The 20682-nt window shown below is 34.8% G+C and carries 16 protein-coding genes; 2 read left to right on the forward strand and 14 right to left on the reverse strand.

Going from position 1 to position 20682, the window contains the following annotated elements; genetic code table 11:
* The 5 genes from VFS71_RS08090 to eptA form a co-directional block, all read right to left on the reverse strand.
* The coding region (locus VFS71_RS08090) for an efflux RND transporter permease subunit (RefSeq protein WP_326400436.1) at positions 1–976 on the reverse strand (976 nt) is incomplete at its 3' end.
* A 2-nt stretch (positions 977–978) separates the two neighbouring features.
* The gene (locus tag VFS71_RS08095) at positions 979–1896 is read right to left on the reverse strand and encodes an efflux RND transporter periplasmic adaptor subunit (protein ID WP_326400437.1); all 918 of its coding nucleotides are present in this window, start codon (positions 1894–1896) and stop codon (positions 979–981) included.
* Positions 1897–1900: 4 nt separating this feature from the next.
* On the reverse strand, positions 1901–3139 hold the full coding sequence (locus tag VFS71_RS08100; RefSeq protein WP_326400438.1) for a TolC family protein: 1239 nt from the start codon (positions 3137–3139) through the stop codon (positions 1901–1903).
* Positions 3140–3160: 21 nt separating this feature from the next.
* Positions 3161–4186, reverse strand: a complete 1026-nt coding sequence (locus tag VFS71_RS08105) for a hypothetical protein (protein ID WP_326400439.1) — start codon at positions 4184–4186, stop codon at positions 3161–3163.
* A 392-nt stretch (positions 4187–4578) separates the two neighbouring features.
* Positions 4579–6099, reverse strand: coding sequence for a phosphoethanolamine--lipid A transferase EptA (gene eptA, locus VFS71_RS08110; RefSeq protein WP_326400440.1), 1521 nt, complete (start codon positions 6097–6099; stop codon positions 4579–4581).
* Positions 6100–6951: 852 nt separating this feature from the next.
* Here eptA and VFS71_RS08115 point away from each other — a divergent pair.
* The gene (locus tag VFS71_RS08115; protein ID WP_326400442.1) at positions 6952–7629 is read left to right on the forward strand and encodes a response regulator transcription factor; all 678 of its coding nucleotides are present in this window, start codon (positions 6952–6954) and stop codon (positions 7627–7629) included.
* On the forward strand, positions 7622–8887 hold the full coding sequence (locus VFS71_RS08120) for a HAMP domain-containing sensor histidine kinase (RefSeq protein WP_326400444.1): 1266 nt from the start codon (positions 7622–7624) through the stop codon (positions 8885–8887). The genes VFS71_RS08115 and VFS71_RS08120 overlap by 8 nt, the downstream gene beginning before the upstream one ends.
* 674 nt (positions 8888–9561) lie before the next feature.
* Here VFS71_RS08120 and VFS71_RS08125 read toward each other — a convergent pair.
* The 9 genes from VFS71_RS08125 to VFS71_RS08165 form a co-directional block, all read right to left on the reverse strand.
* Positions 9562–9867 carry a hypothetical protein gene (locus VFS71_RS08125; protein ID WP_326400445.1) on the reverse strand — a complete coding sequence of 102 codons (306 nt, stop codon included), beginning with the start codon at positions 9865–9867 and terminating at the stop codon, positions 9562–9564.
* 264 nt (positions 9868–10131) lie between these two features.
* A complete protein-coding gene (locus VFS71_RS08130) occupies positions 10132–12138 on the reverse strand; it encodes a family 2A encapsulin nanocompartment cargo protein cysteine desulfurase (RefSeq protein WP_326400446.1) in 2007 nt (668 codons plus the stop codon).
* A complete protein-coding gene (locus VFS71_RS08135) occupies positions 12125–13042 on the reverse strand; it encodes a family 2A encapsulin nanocompartment shell protein (protein ID WP_326400447.1) in 918 nt (305 codons plus the stop codon). The genes VFS71_RS08130 and VFS71_RS08135 overlap by 14 nt, the downstream gene beginning before the upstream one ends.
* A 437-nt stretch (positions 13043–13479) precedes the next feature.
* Positions 13480–14307 (reverse strand): Two component regulator three Y domain protein, encoded by an 828-nt coding sequence (locus VFS71_RS08140; RefSeq protein WP_326400448.1) that lies wholly within the window; start codon positions 14305–14307, stop codon positions 13480–13482.
* A gap of 265 nt (positions 14308–14572) precedes the next feature.
* Entirely contained in the window at positions 14573–15835 is a 1263-nt protein-coding gene (locus tag VFS71_RS08145) for a YeiH family protein (RefSeq protein WP_326400449.1), read from the reverse strand.
* A gap of 30 nt (positions 15836–15865) precedes the next feature.
* Positions 15866–16951 carry a formylglycine-generating enzyme family protein gene (locus VFS71_RS08150; protein ID WP_326400451.1) on the reverse strand — a complete coding sequence of 362 codons (1086 nt, stop codon included), beginning with the start codon at positions 16949–16951 and terminating at the stop codon, positions 15866–15868.
* 260 nt (positions 16952–17211) lie between these two features.
* The gene (locus VFS71_RS08155) at positions 17212–17934 is read right to left on the reverse strand and encodes a thioredoxin domain-containing protein (RefSeq protein WP_326400452.1); all 723 of its coding nucleotides are present in this window, start codon (positions 17932–17934) and stop codon (positions 17212–17214) included.
* Entirely contained in the window at positions 17915–18982 is a 1068-nt protein-coding gene (locus VFS71_RS08160; RefSeq protein WP_326400453.1) for a sterol desaturase family protein, read from the reverse strand. The genes VFS71_RS08155 and VFS71_RS08160 overlap by 20 nt, the downstream gene beginning before the upstream one ends.
* 212 nt (positions 18983–19194) lie before the next feature.
* The coding region (locus VFS71_RS08165; protein WP_326400454.1) for a sulfatase-like hydrolase/transferase at positions 19195–20682 on the reverse strand (1488 nt) is incomplete at its 5' end.

Raw genomic sequence — 20682 nt, forward strand, 5'->3', positions numbered from 1 at the left:
CATCGTTTACAAAAGTTGCCTGTTCATAAAAAGGTTTTATTGTAATACCGTTTGGCAGGATCTTGTTTAAAGATGCCAACTTTACATTCATATCGCTTGTAAGCGTAATCAAATTAGCATTAGGCTGTTTGATTACAGCAACCAAAATGCTCTCTTTGCCATTGGCATTGACTTTTATGTATTCTTTAGCCTCTTTGATTTCAACAGTCGAAATATCTTTTAATGTAATAATTCCTTTGCCGTTATTGAGAATTACAAGATTTTCCAACTCTTCTTTTTTATCGACTTGAGCATCGGTAATGGTCAAATACAAATAACGATAATCAGACAAATAGCCATTGGATTTTATAAAATTAGTTTGGCTTAAAACTTGTGAAATACTATTTGGCGAAATGCCAAGTGCTCTCATTTTTTCAAAGTCCAATGACAACCAATACTCTTTTTCTTTACCTCCAATGATTCTAATTTCGGAAACACCGTCAATTTGGGAAAGAAAGGGTTTAATCGTGAAATTGGCAATCTTCTTTAATTCAATGGGAGACATACCTTTGCCTTCAATGGCGTAACCAATTACAGGCAGAATTGACGGATTCATTTTTTCCACCGTAATTTGAGTATCTGGTGGAAGATTATTTTGGATTTGGTTAATCTGCTCTTCAATACGGGTTTTGCTCAAATCTATATCTGCTTTCCAATCCATAAACGCCGAAATTTCACAGCTCCCACGACTGGTGGTACTGCGAACGGATTTTAAATCTTGTACTTTTTTAATGGCATTTTCAAGAGGTTTGGTAACCGTTATCATCATTTTATCGATGGGTTGCTGTCCCGCATCGGCGATGATTTTTATTTTTGGAAAAGTAATTTCTGGAAATAAACTGGTCTGCATTTTGGAATACGCGAAAAAACCGCCTAAAATAATCAGGAAAATAATTGTGCTCAATCCGTTTCTATGCTTTACATAAAAGTTATTCATCTTTATTTATCTTTAATAACTTTTACTTTAATCGTATCTCCAACTCCATAATTTCCTGTCAACAAAATTTTGTCTTTTGGAGATAAAACAGGAGAAAGAATTTCAACTTTGTCTTCTGTTTGAACTCCTTTTTCTATCGGAATCTTAACTGCTGTATTGGCGTCTATCATTTTCATTATCCAAAAATCAGTCTCAGTTTCATCACTTAAAACAGCCAATTTTGGCAAGGAAATAGCTTTGTTGCTTGACGTTTTGGTTATCCTCACTTTTACAATTAAATTCTCCGGAATATCTTGTTTGCCATTTATTTTCAAAACTACATTTTGGGTTTGCGAAGTAGCGTCAACTGTAGGAGAAAATTTCTGGACCGTCGCTGTTCTTGTCGAATTATCAGGCAAAACAACATTTAATTGCTGACCAATCGAAATGTATTTTTTTAATTCAAAAGGCAAACTCAAAACAATTGCAAAACTTTTGGCATCATTTATTGTAACCAAAGCATCTCCATCCTGTACATAATCGCCTTGCTGCACATTGACCATCGTCACAATTCCAGTGGTGTTAGAAAGTACTTTAATTGCTCCGCCAAAACCTAAAGTTGGATCTATTTTGTTAATGGAATTTCCTAGCACTTTTGCTTCTCGCGTTTTTATCGAAAATAATTCCTGACCATTGGCAACATAATCATTTGTCGCCACATTTACAGAATTCAAATAGCCCGTTGCATTGGCTTTAATAACGTTTTTGACCAGATAAGTGGCAGTAGCATTCAGGTCGATATAGCTTTGTAAACCCGTCGTGTCAATAGAAGTCAATGTTACTGGAACGCGAACATCAGTTGGCTCTTCTGGTGCTGGGACATCTTTGCAGGAGATAATTAAAACTGAAATTAGTATATAAATAGTAAATGATTTCTTCATCATATTAGTCATTAGAAATCCAATAATTGATTTCGTTAATAAGCAGTAATTTATTGATTTTATTCTGAGAAATTGAATTATTTAAAGTGATAACATTGCCAATCGCAATTACAAAATCTGTGATTTGGGCATCACCAGACAGCAATAATTTTTTATCTGCTTCAATTAGCGCATCTGTTATTTGGAGCTGAGATTGCAATTGATTTCCTGTTTCAACAGCCTGCTTGAGTTTTTGATTAAGGATCAGCAATTGTTGTTTGTATTGTTTGTTAAAATGGTTTTTGTAAGCCAAATTAGTGGCAACAGCCTGTTCATTTTTTTGATGCTGTAATGACCTTTGATTACCGTCATAAATAGGAATTGACAAACCCAACCCAACACTAAAGCCAAAGTTTTTGTACGGTTGATACTCAAAACTGGACAAATAACCAGCATCACCTAATAAAGCCAATGTTGGTTTATAAGCGATATCTATCAACTTACTCTGATTGACAATTTTCAAACTATCGACTTCAAACTGTTTAAAGAAAACTGGTTTTTCAGGACTTGAAATCGTTTTTAAGCTAATGTCTGGTTTTACCAAACTCACAAAAGTGGTATCGGCCTCACCTGACAAATAATTGAGTAATCCTAAATCATTTTGATATTGCTGTTTCAGTTGCAAAACCTGTAATTCTTGTTGCTTTACCGTTGAATAAAAAATTAAATAGTCCGTTTGCTTATAAATAGAATTTTGGGTTAACTTTTTTAGAGTATTGGCACCGTTATTCAACAGTTCAATCATTTTTTGGTTATAGACTATTTGTTCGGCGCTTCCGTAAGCAGTAATATATTGGTCGATGATTACTTTATTCAAATCTTTGAGAGCTATTTTTTTATTCAAAACCAAACTCTCTTTTAAAATTTTGAAACTTTCCGCCTGTGAATCTGCAATATTCTTACCAATTATTTTTTGGTTAATTCCAACCAAACCAGAAACAGTTTGTCCATTGGTTACAGCTTTATCATAGCCAATTCCATTGATAACTGGCGCATAATTCGCATTCAGATTTCCCGTTACCTGAGTTCTATAAGTAGCCCGGTTAAGCAAGCTGTCAATAGTATTGGATTGAATCTGATTTGATAAATCCTTTAGCAATGGTGAATTATTTTGTGCCTTTTCGATATAAAACCGCAAGTCTTTTTCTTGCGAAAAAGACTCCAGGCTAATAAAGCTTAAAACTAAAAAAAAGATAATTTTCATTAACTGGTTTATAAAATAAAATTATTTTTTGCTACTATTCGCTACAACCAAAACCACTGAAGAATCTGGAATAATAGAAGCTCTAGGATTTGGATTTTCGGTACTTGGTTTTGATTTTGATCCAAAATCAGCGGTGGTCAAATATAAATCACCCTTAGTTTTGTTTAATGCAATGGTTCTTGCCCCTTTTTGAGTTTTTACCGTTTCAAGAACCGAAAACTTATTTGCATTTTGTTCTTTTACAACCGTAATTGTTCCTTCACCATTGGAACTAAAAGCAAGTTTCTTTTTGGCATCAAAAGCAACGCCATCACAACCATCGCCAATTGGTAGTGTTTTGATAACTTTTCCATTTGAAGCATCAACAACAATCATCAATTTATTGCCACAAACCGAAAATAATCTATTGGAATCCAAATCAATGGCTAAACCTGAAGGCTCATCGCCAGGCGCAATACTCCAAGTTGCAATTACTTCTAATTTAGATGCATCTATCGTTTTGATTTCGTTTTTATCTTCAATATTAACATAAATCAAACCTTTGGTATTTGTAACCGAAAATTCAGGTTTTCCACCCAATGGAATTGTCTTTATAACTTTATTGGTAATGGCATCCAGAACGGTTGCATCATTCGAATTGGCATTATATGCAAAAACTTTTTTAGAAAATTGATCGTACAAGACGGCATCTGGTTTTTGACCTTCTATCGCAACTTTTTCAATCAATTCGAAAGTTTTAAGGTCAACAATCGTAACGGAATTGTCTTTTCCATCGGTGATAAAAGCTTTATTTAAATCATTTGCAATTGCAATTCCGTGAACACCTTTAGTATCGGCAATTGTTGCAATTACTTTTTCCGAAATTAAATCGACTACATTGACAACACTTCCGTGAGAAACAAATAGATGTTGATTTACTTCATCAACCGCCAGGTAATCCCAACCTTCGTTACCTGTTATTTTAATTTTTTTTGAAACTTTATATTCCTGGCTATAACTATTAGAAATATAAGCAATAATTATTAATGATAATATTATTTTTTTCATTACTACTAATTTAAGAATTTATAATAACCAAAGGTGTAAACCGATTTTGAAGAAATATTGAATTTTAGAAATGGATCTCAAAAATCTAAAGATTATCTTTAAAATTATAAATAACATTCCATTGATTGCTATCTGCATTTTTTTTAATTATTGATAATCCCGAACAATTACCTGTGGTTTGCTATTTATAATCCTTGATTTTAAATAGCCTAAGTTTTTGCTTATTCCAAAACTTACCTCAAAGATGAAATTACCAATAAATCTCTAATTTTAAATCATAACAAAATTAAACAAAATCTAGCTTCACTTCTATTCTGCTTTTTTATCTGCCCATCCAAATCATAATATAGTAACCAACAATGATACTAAAACACTTTTATTCAAAACTCTGATTATTTAAAAATGTTCATTTCCTCATTATAAACAGGACTTTGTATATTTAAAAAATTTAAAACACTATGAAACACATGGTTTTGAGATAGCTTTTTATTAGACTTTAGTTGTCTTGAATTATCAGACACCCATACTATAAAAGGTATCTCGTATTGTTCTTTAGGAGCAATGCTTATTGGCACTCCGTGCATGTATAGATTTTTTTCCCCTAAAGATTCTCCATGATCTGAAACAAAAATCATGGCACTTTTATACTCTTTTAACTGCTTTAGATCTTCAATTACTTTCGATAGAATATAATCCGTGTAAACAATGGTATTATCATAAGCATTCAGGAGTTCCTTTTGAGAACATTTTCCAGGTTCGACGCTATTGCAGACCGGTTTAAAAATTTCAAACGAAGGCGGGTATTTCTTGCTGTAGGTAGGTCCGTGGCTTGTACTGGTGTGCAGTATAATCAGTATTTTATTTTTTTTACTGGCCAAAATCTGCTCTTTTAGTCCCGCTAAAAGAACTTCATCATAATTGCACCCTTCTCCTTTACAATCTACCTTTAAAACATCTCTATTTTGATACTCCTTGATATGAACCGGAGGTTCTCCCCAGTTTGTCGTTCTCCAGACAACCTCTACATTATTCCTATAGAGATAATTGGGTAAGATTTCATATAAATCATCTGAATTAGTATGTTCCAAAATACATTTTACACCAGCGGTAGTATTTGTAGCGCAGGAAGTGGCATTAAAATGAAATATATTCTTTGTTTTGGAAAGCAGCGGATTGGTATTTTTCTTGTAACCGTACAGAGAAAAATTCTGGCTTCTTGCAGATTCACCAATCACTAAAACGAGAACTGCCTTCTGGTTATCTTTTATTATAGCATTTGGCAGTAAAATTTCTTTTTCATTTTTCTTGTATTTATGAATATAAAAAAGCGAAGTATTTACCGAATATGACCAGGGCATTGTAAGACCTCCTAATTGTTTGGAGTTTTTATCAATCCACAGCCAGTTACTTGCATTGGCAAATATCAAAACGATAATAAATAATAAGGTCAGAGAAGAGAGAGTTAAGAATTTCTTCAATGCAACATTTATTATATTGACTCTAATAATATAGATACTGGGAAGAATACCAAGAAAGATTAGATAAACGATCAATCTAATGGAGAAAAAACTACTGGCCTCTTCATAATTGGTGTTAAGTACATTACCGACCATGCTTTCATCTATTATAATACTGTACGTATTAACAAAGTAAACTGCAACTGCATTGATCATAAAGAATGTAACCAATAAAAATTTTCCAGCATAACGAGAAAGAGAGAATATAAGGTAAAAAACAAAAGCATTTAAAACCAGCATAAGAATTACCAAACTTATAATCAAAACAATACCGTTAAAGCCTTTATAATCAACATTATTAAAGACATAGGTATAAAAAGGCAAATGAAAGAATACAAAATTCAGAAAACTCATCATTAAAACAAAATGAGTTAATCTTAAGTTACTTTTTGGCATAAACAGTATTAATTTTATATAGTGAAACAACTAAACTAATAAATACTAAATATAAAGATGATTAAACTTTCATTAATTATTTTGTTGATTAAGCAAACACAACAAATCACAAATAATACGATAAATATCGGATAGTTTTTTTTATTAATCTAAGTCCATATTTTATATTTTCGGCCCATTAAATAACCACAAGACCAGGGATATGTTCGATAACACTCCCTACAATAACATCTAGTGGATAATATATTCCCACACCCACCTTGACAAGAACAAGAATCAATCCTATAGTGATTATTTAAAAAATTCGTGAATTTTTAAATCTCAACTCTCTCGGTATAAAGGCAAATAACAAAACTGCAAGTATTACGAAGACTGCTATTGAGTGCACCGAAGCGAACTGCTGTTTCCACACACTGCTTTTCCTACTAACAAAAAAATATGAATCGTCAGTAAAAAGTTGACTGATTTAGACAAAAAATAAGATCGGTAATACAGATAGCTTTTACTTTTTTAAATTCATTATTAAGGTTATTTAGATTGAATTAAAAAAAAATATTTTCACAAATATAAAAGCAAAAAAAAGGGCTAAACAAGTAAAAATAGTCTAAACTTGTTTTTTTTATATAAAATAAACATTATTAAAAACTATTAAAATATTTGTACGTATATTTTTTTTTAAAAATCAGAATTAATTCAAAAGTAACCATAATTTGCAAAAAAAATGCACCTGATTTTAATACCGAAAATATTTCCTTTTTTGCTCTTAGATCATTACTTTAGATTTTGTTAGAAAACAAACACAAATCATTTTTGATTCAAATTTTCTTCAAAATTTATATATAAACTTGCAGCATGAAAATTTTAATTATCGAAGATGAGCTGGAAATTGCTCAAAGCATCAAAAATTATTTTAGAACCAATGGGATCCAATGTGAAACGGCCGAAAATTATAATTTAGCACTGAACAAAATTGATTCCTATGATTATGACTGCATACTTTTGGACCTGATGCTGCCTGATGGTGACGGATTTGAAATACTAAGGGAACTTAAAAGGAAAAACAAAACAGACGGAGTCATTGTGGTTTCTGCCAAAGAAACACTCGAAACGCGTCTGGAAGGATTCAACCTTGGGGCAGATGATTATCTGACCAAACCTTTTCATCTCTCGGAACTCCTCGTGCGAATGCAGGCCCTTATACGTCGAAAAAATTTCAAAGGAAATAACAGCATTATTTTCAACGAAATTGTTATTGAGATCTTCTCCAAATCTGTAATGGTAAACAATATAAAATTAGATCTGACCAAAAAGGAACTGGATCTGCTTCTTTTCTTAATAGGCAATGAAAATAAGGTGCTATCCAAAGCAGCCATCGCCGAACATCTCTCCGGTGACATGGCTGATATGCTCGATAACCATGATTTCATCTATGCGCATATCAAAAATCTAAAAAAGAAACTTCACCGAGCAGGAAGCGGCGACTACATCAAAACAGCTTATGGTCTGGGATATAAATGGGAAAATGAATAATAAAAAATTACTTAACAAAACAACAAACGGTTTTCTTGCATTTGCTATCGTTATTCTATTAATAGCGGCACCATTATTTTACTACATTAGCCAACAACTTTATATTTACGAAACTGATGAAGTACTGCATTTTCACAAAGGTGCTTTTATAAAGGAAAGTCTTAAAGATTTTACACAGGCCGATATTGACCTATGGAACAAATACAACCGTGATGTTATGATAGTGGCAGATATGGGAGTAACTAAAGACTCTACTTCTGGAGGTATGCTGTTTGACTCTATAGCCCATGAAAAAGAACCTTTCCGGATTCTTTATGCCCCTGTGGATATAAATGGCAAAAGATACACCTACACTGAGAAAATCAACCTGCTGGAAATGGAAGGAATGGTTTTCAGCATCGCTTTCATGTTTCTCTTTATCATCATTGCACTTCTGATCGGGATTATCTGGATCTCAAAAGCCACTGCCACCAAAATCTGGAGTCCTTTTTACAATACGTTGAATCAAATTGAGGATTTTGAAATCGATAAAAATAAACCGCCACTTTTCATCCCTACTGATATCGACGAATTTAACCGTCTTAATACAAGTTTGGAAAGGCTTATTAAAAAAAATACAGCCATCTACAAAAGCCAGAGGGAGTTTGTTGAAAATGCCGCTCATGAACTGCAGACTCCCTTAGCCTTGTTCCAGACTAAAATTGATACATTGACCCAGCTAGATCTGAACAAAGAACAGTCCAATTTGGTTGCTTCATTAAATATGCATGTATCAAGACTCAACAGACTTAATAAAAATCTATTATTACTTTCTAAAATTGACAATGAAAGTTTTCTTGAAAAAAACACGATTGTCCTTAATGATTATATTAAAAAACATTTGGACTTTTTTACCGAACAGGCCAATGCAAAAAACCTAACGATCATTACAGAGTTTACTTCAACTCTAAGTGTAACAGGAAATCCAGCCCTTACTGAGGTACTGATCAATAATTTGTTTTTAAATGCCATCCGCCACAATGAAAAGAACGGCAAAATCATTATTACAACTCTTGAGGATGAATTGATATTTCTGAACAGTGGTCAAACAACCCCTTTACAAATTAAGAAACTCTTTAACCGTTTTTCCAAAACTGACCCTTCTACTCAGGGAAATGGGCTTGGTCTGTCAATCATTAAAAAAATAACGGAAGTTAACCATTGGAAAATAAACTACAGCTTTTCCAATAATTTACATAGTTTTAGAATCAAATTTTAAAAAATTCAAACTTGCTACAGATTCGTATTTAAACTTTGTATTACGTTTTTATTAATTAAAAAATAATACTTATGAAAAATTAAATCCTGACATTCTTGGTCATTCTTTTTTCTTCCATTGCCATAGCGCAGCGCGTAAGTGAGTGAATATGCAAATAAAAAGTGGAGACAAAGTTAAGAGGTATAGAACTTACCTTTATTAAAACAAAAAATGTTAGGTCTAGAAATTGAAGATCCCTTGACGGGGTCCGAACCATAATTACCTGCAAACACTGAATTTGTAAACAATAAAAAAATAATCGAAAGGATTTTCGAACCATAAAAAAAGCCTGTAAAACGGAAGGATTACAGGCTTTTTACAATATACTTATGACCCTAATGGTACAGAATTCGAACCTTCTACTGGAAGATTTAAAGATTCTAAACGAACTCTAAATCCATAAACTTTTTTGCTCCCGAGCGGGAAAATGTGAAATATCTAACCAATTTATTAAAAAGGATTAAAAAACAATGGAATTTCAAATATTTTAAGTTTTTTGTTGAGGTATATTGCGTTCAAGATATGTTGTTTGTCCTTGAAATATACGATTCTTTTGATTTACAGTATGTTACTAATCCATAAAAAAAGACTGCTCAATCATGAACAGTCTTTTTTTATGCGTTTAAGAAATTGGCTTATGCAGCAAACAAACCTTGCTTGTGAGCGTTGTATAAAACCAAATCGTAAGGAACTAATTTTGGCGCAACTTTCTCTGAAGCAGCATCAAACTTGATACCGTTGTGTTTTCTGAACAAGTAAATTTCCTTTAAGCAATTAGACAAACTCTGGTGAATTAATGTCGTAAAAGTTGGTAACTGTTTGTCGCCTACCAATAAATCAATTTGATAATTCGAACTACTTTTCGATAGATTGTTTCCGATGATTCTTAAAGTGAATGTTGTTGGGATTCCGTTTTGCTCTCCTTGATACTGTACTACCATACTATTTAAGATTAAAATGTGGTTAAATTAAATTTTATCGTCTCAACTCAATATTCGTTGAATTCTTTATTAAAGCTTTTAAAAATAAGAAATTGATATAATAACGTCTGTTAAATTATCAGTTTATAACAAAGCTAATTAATAAAATGATTACGAATGAAATTAAGTATGTAAAATTTTCATAATTTATTCACTTTAATTTATATCAAAAAGAGCAACTAAATCAAACAAAAAACCTCAGGATTGTCCTGAGGTTTTTGCTGTTTATTTATCAGTTTTTAACCGCCAAAGCGTTTCTATAAACACATCTACATCCTGACAAGTATTATAAAACGCCAATGAAGGGCGAACGGTCGTTTCCACTCCCATTCTTCTTAAAATAGGCTGTGCACAATGGTGTCCCGTACGCACCGCAATGCCTTCCCTGTTCAGTGCTTTTCCAACCTCATCATTGGTAAACCCTTCTAAAGTGAACGAAAGCACACTCGCTTTATTGGCCGCCGTACCTATTAATCGAACCCCAGGAATCTGTTTTAGCAAATGCGTGGCATATTCCAATAAATAATGCTCATACTGCCCGATTGCTTCAATACCAATTTTCGAAATGTAGTCGATTGCAGCGCCAAGACCTATCGCATCGGCAATATTTCCGGTTCCGGCTTCAAAACGATTTGGTGCTTTATGATATTTGATTTCCTCAAAAGTCACATCCTGAATCATATTACCGCCGGATTGATAGGGCTCCATTTCGTTCAGCAAATCTTCTTTTCCATACACGACTCCAATTCCTGTTGGCGCGAACAATTTATGTCCTGAGAAAACCAACCAATCGGCATTAAGATAACGAACATCTACTTTCATATGAGAAACCGACTGTGCACCGTCCAACAATACTTTGGCGCCAACAGCATGTGCCATATCCACCATCTGCTTGGCAGGTGTCACAGTTCCCAACGCATTTGAAACTTGTGTAAAAGCGACCAATTTTGTTTTCGAATTCAGCAATTTCGCATATTCATCAAGTAAAATCTGTCCATCATCATCCACCGGAATCACTCTCAAAATCAGCCCTTTTTTGTCGGCTAAACGTTTCCAAGGAACAATATTGGCATGGTGCTCCAAATGGCTGACAATTATTTCGTCGCCTGCAACCAGATTATGGTTTCCCCAACTTTCGGCCACCAAATTGACACCTTCGGTTGCTCCGCGAACAAATATAATTTCGTTCACTGAACCTGCATTCAGGAACACTCTTACTTTTTCGCGCGCGGCTTCATAAGCATCCGAAGCTCTTGCTGCCATTTCGTGTGCTGCACGATGAATGTTGGAATTTTCATGTTCGTAAAAATAGGCTACACGATCAATAACTGCCTTTGGTTTTTGTGTGGTCGCCGCATTATCGAACCAAATTAACGGTTTCCCGTTTACCTTTTCACTCAAAATCGGAAAGTCTTTCTTGATCAAATTAGCATCAAAATTAGAACCAACCCATCCGCTTCTGGATTGTTGTTGAATGGGTATAACAGATGAAATCGCAGGTTTTCTGGAATCAAAAGCAAACGGGTTTTGATCTAAAAAATAATAACTGCTCTTTTGTTCGAAACCGATAGCTCCAGTTTCTAAAGGAATCCCAAAACTGGTATTCACCAAATCCAATGCCGTTTTTAATTCGGCCTCAAAAGAAGCTCCTTCGTATTCAAATGGCAAATAGGGTGACTCTTCTTTATCCTTTAAATTCAAATCGGCAAAACCTGTCTGAGGATTTTCCATGTTGACGTTATTGCCCGTACCGATAGCAAATGGTGTCTCACCACTTCCCAAAGCATATTTTGAAGTATCAACCCCGTTTAGCTTCTGTTCCAAAATTGTAGGATCGGGATAATCTGAAAAAGAATTGGAATGCACACCCAAAACCCCTAAATTCCCATAGGAAGCAGCCGACGGAGAACCTCCAAAACCTCCCATAGACGGAGGAGATTGCGAAAAACCCAAAGGGCTTCCAACTTGATTTTGAATTATAGGCGGCGCATAACCCGATTGAGCCATTAAAGTATCATGGCTACTTACCGGAAATATGGTTTCTACCTGACCTAAATTACCGGCTGAGAGGAGTGTTTCAGCAATTTTAGTGGCACGAGGATGTTCATTATGATCTGGACTCAGGGAAATCTCTTTTGGAAATTCATTGGGCAGGGCACTGAACAACTCATTGGCTAAATGCTGCAAATCCTCAATATTCGGCAATCCGATATTGTTACTATTTGTATTCATGATACTTATCTATTTGCACATCTTCCAGTACTGCAATTGCATCATCAACAGTAACTACCAGTGAACAATACAACGACACCAAATAGGAAGCAATCGCTTTTTCATTGATCCCCATAAAACGAACGGACAATCCAGGAGACTGTTCTCCTTGCAATCCTGGCAGAATAAGTCCAATTACACCCTGACGACTTTCGCCTGTACGCATCAAAATGATTTTAGTTTTCCCTTTCTGAATCGGTAATTTATCCGAAGGGATAAGTGGAATCCCTCTCCAAGTTAGAAACTGGGAACCAAACATAGAAGTTGTTGGCGGTGGCACTCCGCGACGGGTACATTCACGGCCAAATGCGGCAATAGCCAACGGATGCAATAAGAAAAAACCTGGTTCCTTCCAGACTTTGGTCAGCAATTCGTCCAAATCATCTGGCGTAGGTGCTCCTGTTCTGGTTTTAATAATTTGAGAAGGAACAACATTATTCAATAAGCCATAATCTTTATTATTGATTAATTCGCTTTCTTGTCTTTCCTTAATAGTTTCAATAGCCAAGCGTAATTGCTCCGTAATTTGGTTATATGGTTTACTGTACAAATCCGAAACGCGAGTATGGACATCAACAATCGTTTGCACTGCGGCCAAATTATACTCCTTAGGATTATCGATATAATCAACAAAAGTATTCGGAAGTTCATGTTCATCTCTTCTTGAACAATCCACTTCAATTTGTTTTGCATCTTTTACTTTATTCAAACGGTACACCCCCGCTTCTACAGGAACCCAATGCAAAAGATGTGTTAGCCATCTTGGGGTTATTGTTCCCATTTGAGGAACCGAACGTGTTGCAATTGCTAACTGTCTCGCTGCTGCGTCTCCTAACGCAGTTTGCTGTTTTTTTAATTCTGCCATTGTTCTATTTATTAAGTTATATCTAATATTACTAAATCACGGACAAGGTTGATTCAAAAAACCACAACATGCACGATTCATCATGTTAAGAAATTTTAAACCAAATCAAAAAAGGAAAGAACTAATTTCAAACAGGAGTTTCATTGACCATTAATCAGAAAAACACAACTCCAAAAAAACTGTTTGCAATAAAGTGTGTGTGTAAAAAAAACATTAATTTTTCCACTAATTTAACATAATTATACAATTACCACAACACCAATAGATTAAATATAATCGAAATTTAAATTTTGCGGTCTAAAATAAGGAAGGAGAATTTTATAATCAGAAAACATATAAAAACGAAAAACCCTGTAATGTATGAATTTACAGGGTTTTCTAACTAAATGTATTAAAACAAACAACTTTAAATCTCTTGCAGCCTTGCAATGAAATTATTACCCTTTAATAACGGGTAACGAAACTACGTTTCCTACTTCATTTCGCATGGTCATATTCAATTTATCCAATAATGATAATCTGTTGGAAACTAGTCCCGAGAACAAGTTATAGGATATATTCATTTTTTTCAAATGGATTAATTTTTCCAATTCTAATGGGACTTGACCTTTAAAATCATTGTCAAAAAGGTTTAAATTTTCTAACAATACCAGATTACCAATCGCAGGGCTTAATTTGCCTGTAAACCTATTAGAATACAAAGATACTGATTTTAAAGCTTTTAACTCATAAAAAGAGACAGGTAATTGTCCTTGAAAAGAATTTTCATACAATGATAAAATTTCTAACATCAAAAGCTTCCCAATTTGTGGAGGCAACTCACCAGATAATATATTTCGATCAAGTACTAATGCTTTTAAATTAGGTAAAGTACAAATTGAAACAGGGATAAAACCAGTTAATTTATTAAACGAAAGGTCTAAAATTTGCAAATTCTTCAAATTACCAATATTCAGCGGAATTTCACCGTTCAATAAATTGGTACCTAAATTCAGTTCCTGCAAATTCAACAATGTAGTAATCTCTACAGGAATACGACCTGTCAAATTATTATTGTTTAAGTTTATCGAAATTACCTTATCGTCAACAACTTTAACTCCGTACCATTTGTTCATTGGCAAAGAAAGATCCCATTTATTAATCCATTTAGCACCATTGGTCGTTTGGTTTAATTTTATAAGAACATCCTTTTCTGCCTGAGAAACATTAGCAAAAAGTGAAAGTGAAAAGAAGACAGTAAGAAGTAGTGTAATTTTATAGCTCATTTGCTTTGTTTAAAAATTCATTACTTCAAAAATAATTAAAAACTTCGCTAACCAACAAAAAAAATCGACAAATTGACACAGAAAAATATTTAATGAATATATATCCTACAAAAAAGTGCAACAATTCAAAAATGAATTATTGCACTTACAAAAAAAAAAATCAAGTATGACCCAAAATCAATCAACTCTGTTCCGTATGATAACAGAATTAATTTTACTGTACAGCCTGAGGAATTGGTCATTCTCCCCGGCTAATTACGCTCAATCATTTGCCAAATAAAATAAAGGCAATGATTAGAGTAATGATAACATTAAACGTCTGTGCTATTAAGAAAACATAGAACGGTTTTTTACTATTTGAATTCAATAAATCTTTAAAATTTGTCTCTAAACCAATGCTGGTGAAAGCCAAAGCGAACCAAATACTCTGTAGATTTTTCAAACTGTCTTTAGTAGCATCTCTAATTTCAATTGGAACCAGAAAAGAAAAAACCAATGACGCAGTTATAAAACCAATAACGAACTTTGGAAAACGTTCCCAGATGATTCTCAAAGTCGGTTTAGACTCAATAACCTCAGATGATTTATTCTTAGTATATGTCCAGTATATGGATATCGCAAATGCCGCTATACCTAAAAGCACATTCTGTGAAAACTTTACAATTGTACTTATTTTCAAAGCGGTTTCACCTACCAATGAGCCTGATGCAACCACAGCTCCAGTAGTGTCAATACTGCCTCCGAGCCAAGCGCCAGTCACTTCTTCTGAAAAGTTAAAATACTTTGCAATAATTGGCATAAAAATCATCATTGGGATAGCCGTAATCAATACCATAGAAATCACATAGGAAAGTTTCTTTGAATCTCCTTTTATGGCGCCAGAGGTCGCAATTGCAGCCGAAACTCCACAAATAGAAACGGCACTGGATATCATCATAGTGAGTTCATCGTCTACTTTTAATTTTTTGCACAGCCAAAATGCAAAATACCAAACCGACACCACCACAACTAAGGCCTGCATCAATCCTAAAAAACCAGCCTTAAGAATATCTGAAAAAATCACACTGGTACCAAGTAATATCAATCCAATTTTAACAAACAATTCTGTAGAAAGTGCCGCACGAAACCAAGTTGGAAGCGTAAAGAAATTACCAATGAATAAGCCAATAAAAAGACTAAAAATTACTGCTTCCAGATTAAGCGCCTTTACTTGACCATTACCTGCAATTGTCAATGCAACGACCGTCAGTACATATACCGCCGGAAACCCCAGCAGAAAATTCTTAACAGACTTCCCTATTAGAAAAGTTCCTAAAGTTCCAATAGTCGTTAGGTAAATAAATTGTTGTAAAACAATTTTTAAATTAACATAGCCAAACACATCTTCTACAAGTTCAGCATAATTTGCCCATTTAAATACTGGAACTGGGAGAAGAAAAACCGAAAGCGATAATCCAATAATCAGAAAACCTAAGATTACTACCGTCCAATCTTCGTGAATTGCAAATTGTTTTGTGTTTTGTGACATTTTTTAAAAATTTTATTTAGATCTTTAGCTTTATTGTTTATCCTTCACACATCGAAATCCCAAGTGATTACAAGCACTGGTCGTTTCGCCTTTTCCGCGGCTTCCCGCCACATATCGAATACAATATTGATCACTGCATAAGAAAGACCCACCTCTTTGAACGTGTTTTTCTACCCCGGGTTCTTCTGGATCATTACTGGTCGAAGGTCCTTTTGGATTATCATTTGGGCTGTTTTTATAATAATCTTCACGGTATAAATCACTGCACCATTCCCATACATTTCCTTCCAAATCATAAATACCAAAAGGATTTTTAAGAAATGATTTTACGGGAGCGGCTCCAATAAAACCATCTTCGGCTGTATTATTATTGGGAAAACTCCCTTGAAAAATATTGGCAACCCATTTCCCGTTTGGCTTAAGATCTGTCCCCCAATAATATTTTGTTTGTGGTCTTCCAGCCTTAGCGGCAAACTCCCATTCTGCCTCCGTTGGAAGTCGCTTTCCAGCCCATTCTGCATAGGCCTTTGCATCTACATAACTAATTTGAACCACAGGATAATTTTCCAATCCAGCTATATTACTTTCCGGCCCTGAAGGATGTTTCCAATCGGCTCCCGGTACATATTTCCACCATTGTTGCATATTCTCCAAAGAAACTTGACCAGCTGGAGGAGAAAATACCGCAGAACCCGGCACTAAATTTTCAAGCGGAACCCCCGGATAATCATTTGGATTCAGTGGTCTTTCTGCTACTGTTACATAATTTGTTGCTTGTACAAAAGTAGCAAATTGGGCATTCGTTACCTCGTGCTCGTCAATCCAGTATCCTTTGACACTCACTTCATGAATAGGTTTTGCATCTGGATAATCATTAGTTCCCATACTGAAATTCCCTGCCGCGACCCAAACCATACCATTGGTTGAAGTAGCAACAGCGTTCCCCTTGGAACTATTACTAATGGATTGTAACAGCAATGCTTTTTTAGAAGTATTTGCCTTGCAAAAATCTTGACACTCTTTTGTGGAAACAACAGCAACCGCTTTACTCTCTTGCGCAAAAATTGAACTTAAACCAGAAAAAACAATTCCAGCTATTAAACTATATATTTTCATATTTTTATCATTCATCATCCGTTTCCCCGAAAGCGTAATGTAATTAAAATTAAGCCCAAACCTAACCAAAAACTTTCCCCCGAATTTCCAACAGCTACTCTGACATTCAAAGAAATCACATTTATTGCTCATCATGTGATTCACTTTGTCTGTTTGATGTCACTGTAATTTCCATTCAGTCAAAATAACCAAAAAAACTTAATTTAATTCCACTCTCTATAGCTTTCGGGAGCAACTGATGATTTTTTATTTTACCATTATTAATGGGCCAAAGCCACATCAACGTCTTTTTTCAAATCACCCAAACCGTCTTTTTTGAAAACAATTTTACCCTTTTGATATAAAATCAAAGTTGGAAAAACCTTCACTGTTTTTAAATCGGCTATGATCAGCGGGTTATCTTCTAAATCAATTTCTACGATTTTTACATTCTCTCCATATTGGGTTCTGATGGTTTCCAAAACGGGTTTTACTTTTTTGCAGGCGCCACAATATCTTGACCCGATATCGACCAAAACAGTGTTGTTATCGGCTACTACTTTTTGGTATTCCGCTAAGGTCAATTTGCTTTTTGAATTGAAATAAAAAGGTTTACCTCCGCCTATCCAAGCAGCTATTCCTCCTTCTAAGTCATGCACTTCCGAAAAACCGTTTTTCAATAATTCGTTTGCCAATAGACCACTTCGGTATGAGGCAATAGAGTAGATAAACACAGGTTTTGATTTATCCAATTGGGATACATATTTAGCATAGTTTTGTGTTTCCAAATTAAAATTAACCGCTCCATTGATATGGTTTATCGCAAATTCATTGGCACTTCTGGCATCAATTATCTGTGGGTTTGTCTGCTCATTAATTTTTGCGGAAAAAGAATCTAACTGCAACGTAAATGTGTTTTTAGTTTGGGCAGAAACACCCAAGGCAAAGAACAACAACACTGCTGTAATACTGTTTTTAACCCTGTTAAGATTGAACTGGTTCATATTGATTTGGATTTGATGAAACTGACTCTTTTTTTTGAGATATTGGCAGTGCAAACACACCTTCTGCTAAAGGACTTCCTTCTTTTTTGGATTTGAATATTGGCCACAAAAACTGCGCATACCATTCTTCACTTTTGTATGATTTCGTTCCGTATGATTCTGGGAATTTACGTGTAATTAAACCCGTTCCAAAAATCACGTCCCATAGGAAAAACATATTCCCAAAGTTTCCTTTAAAATGACCTACACCGTCACCGCTTGTATCGGCGTGATGTGCGTGGTGTGTGGCCGGAGTCGAAATAAGTCGTTCCAAAACCCATGCAATAGGATGCAACACTTTGTATTTGTAAAACGGTTTGTCCCAGGCAAGACTGGAATGTGCACCCAATGTGATTATACTTTTGATAACCAAAACAAATAAAGCCGGTAATCCTAAACCTAAATAAGTCAATGTTGCCGTCAAATAAATTTGGGAGAAAAACACTGTGTAAAGGAAGTTTTGTCTTGAAGCCATTGCCATTCCCATATACGGAGCCGAATGGTGCGTTCTATGAAAACGCCATAAAAATGGCACTTGATGATGCAAACGATGGTACCAATACTGCGTTAAATCATCGGCAATTGCAATTAAGAAAAAACCTCCCCAAAACGGAACCCAAGAAAGTGTATTTGCCAAATTTGGAATTAAATATGGTAAAGCTGTTAAACTAAAAAAAGCAACCACAGGTGGCAAAAGCAGTTTTGGTGCCAGAAAACAAATGATGTCAATTTTTCGCTCAGTTCCTGTCCATTGGTCATCGTATAAACCTGCGGCAAATTCAACTGTCCCTAAAACCAGCATAAAAACGATTAATCCCCAAGTTCGAATGTTTTCGAATGCAGGTTTTGCGAATTCTAAAAATGATGGTAATACAAGATGCGACTGACTTACATCACCATTACTTAATTTAAAATAAAGTAAGATTGCCAATACCGGCAAACTGTAAATTAAAAGACTTATGCTTAAATCTTTTGTTAGTTTTCTTTTTAATTTTTGATCTAATGCCATGATTTCTTATTTTAAAAAATGATTTACTAATGCTAAGCCTCCAGCCAAAATGACTAACGGCACAAAAAAGACAATCGCCCCGACGACAATCTTTTTTCCTATTATTTGAAAATCTATTAGTTTCATACTTTTTTAAGTGATTAGAAATTAGCACTTAGTGATTACAAAAGCCAACCGCTCTTAACTGTTCACTAAGCGCTAATTTTATTTTATTAATTAGAGCTGCCAGCTTGCGTTGCTTTATGAATCAATTCCTGAAGATTCTGGTTTTTGTCTCCAGTAGGATTGTGTATTTTTCTGCCTAACACATCCTGCCAATCAATTAACGGATAAACGTTGTTTTCTTTGGCTTGCTCATCAAACAACTTTTTAAGTTCCTCTAATTTTTCAGGGTACTTACTTGCCAAATTCACTCGCTCGTTAAAATCTTCGTTTAGGTTATATAATTCCCAAACATCATTATCAAAATTGCTTGGTACTGGTGCTTGATTTTTACCGGCAGCATTTGGTGAAGTAAAAGGATTTGCATGTGCTGCTCCCGCTTTCCAACCATCTTTGTAAATGGCTCTGTTACCAAAAATATAATAATACTGTACTTTGTGTAATGATTCTGCTTTGGCGTCATTCAACGAAGCATATAAAGAAGAACCCTGAATAATATCCTGTTTAATTTCCTTAATTTTTTCAGGAGCTTTGATTCCAGCAATTTCCAATGTAGTAGGAAGAATATCCGTCACATGGCTATATTGGTTTCTGATTCCGCCTTTTTCTTTAATTCCTTTTGGATAAAAAACAATCAAAGGATTACGTGTTCCTCCTTCTGATTGTGCATCTTGCTTCCAATTTTTGAAAGGTGCATTAGTGGCTTGTGCCCATCCCAATGGATAGTTTGTATTAAGACCTTTCGCTGTTCCAATTTCTCCTATGTTGGCTAAATTATCCTGAAGATTCTTTTCGTCAGTTACTCCTTTAGCAAAAAGATTTTGGCTAATTGTACCAACCTGAGTACCTTCTTTACTGGCTCCATTATCTCCAATGGCAACGAAAATTAAAGTGTTATCCAATTGATTGCTTTCTTTCAAATAATTAACCACTCTTCCAATTTCGTGATCCGTATAGGTAAGGTATCCAGCATAAACTTCCATGAATCTGGCATAGACTTTCTTTTGGTCTGGAGTCAGTTTTTTCCAATCAGCTATAATCGGATTGCGTTCCGGCAATATTGCATTGGCAGGGATTACTCCTAATTTCTTTTGATTAGCCAATACTTTTTCACGGTATACATCCCAACCTTCGTCAAATTTTCCTTTGTATTGGTCACTCCAAGAAGCTTCCACTTGATGTGGTGCGTGAGCAGCTCCTGGCGCATAGTATAAAAAGAATGGTTTTCCAGGTGCCGCTTTCTGTTGTTTTTGGATATAACTGATTGCTTTGTCAGTAATAAGTTCGTTTAAATGGCGACCATCAGGTTTTACGTGCACTTGATCTTCCACCAAATCAGGATTGTACTGATCAGTTTGAGAACCTAAGAAACCATAGAAATGATCAAAACCTTTTCCTGTTGGCCATCTGTCAAATGGACCTGCATCGGTAGCATCCTCATCAGGAGTCACTCCATATTTACCCACTGCAAAAGTGTTATAGCCATTCTCTCTTAAAATCTCTGCGATCGTCCCTTTATCCGATGGAATTCTTCCATC

It is taken from the genome of Flavobacterium sp., from assembly GCF_035760125.1.
Taxonomy (GTDB): domain Bacteria; phylum Bacteroidota; class Bacteroidia; order Flavobacteriales; family Flavobacteriaceae; genus Flavobacterium.

Bases quoted from the DNA above. Each gene is read 5' to 3' on its own strand.
- VFS71_RS08095 (WP_326400437.1), bottom strand. From the start codon at position 1,896: ATGAAGAAATCATTTACTATTTATATACTAATTTCAGTTTTAATTATC.
- VFS71_RS08100 (WP_326400438.1), bottom strand. From the start codon at position 3,139: ATGAAAATTATCTTTTTTTTAGTTTTAAGCTTTATTAGCCTGGAGTCT.
- VFS71_RS08105 (WP_326400439.1), bottom strand. From the start codon at position 4,186: ATGAAAAAAATAATATTATCATTAATAATTATTGCTTATATTTCTAAT.
- eptA (WP_326400440.1), bottom strand. From the start codon at position 6,099: ATGCCAAAAAGTAACTTAAGATTAACTCATTTTGTTTTAATGATGAGT.
- VFS71_RS08115 (WP_326400442.1), top strand. From the start codon at position 6,952: ATGAAAATTTTAATTATCGAAGATGAGCTGGAAATTGCTCAAAGCATC.
- VFS71_RS08120 (WP_326400444.1), top strand. From the start codon at position 7,622: ATGAATAATAAAAAATTACTTAACAAAACAACAAACGGTTTTCTTGCA.
- VFS71_RS08125 (WP_326400445.1), bottom strand. From the start codon at position 9,867: ATGGTAGTACAGTATCAAGGAGAGCAAAACGGAATCCCAACAACATTC.
- VFS71_RS08130 (WP_326400446.1), bottom strand. From the start codon at position 12,138: ATGAATACAAATAGTAACAATATCGGATTGCCGAATATTGAGGATTTG.
- VFS71_RS08135 (WP_326400447.1), bottom strand. From the start codon at position 13,042: ATGGCAGAATTAAAAAAACAGCAAACTGCGTTAGGAGACGCAGCAGCG.
- VFS71_RS08140 (WP_326400448.1), bottom strand. From the start codon at position 14,307: ATGAGCTATAAAATTACACTACTTCTTACTGTCTTCTTTTCACTTTCA.
- VFS71_RS08145 (WP_326400449.1), bottom strand. From the start codon at position 15,835: ATGTCACAAAACACAAAACAATTTGCAATTCACGAAGATTGGACGGTA.
- VFS71_RS08150 (WP_326400451.1), bottom strand. From the start codon at position 16,951: ATGAAAATATATAGTTTAATAGCTGGAATTGTTTTTTCTGGTTTAAGT.
- VFS71_RS08155 (WP_326400452.1), bottom strand. From the start codon at position 17,934: ATGAACCAGTTCAATCTTAACAGGGTTAAAAACAGTATTACAGCAGTG.
- VFS71_RS08160 (WP_326400453.1), bottom strand. From the start codon at position 18,982: ATGGCATTAGATCAAAAATTAAAAAGAAAACTAACAAAAGATTTAAGC.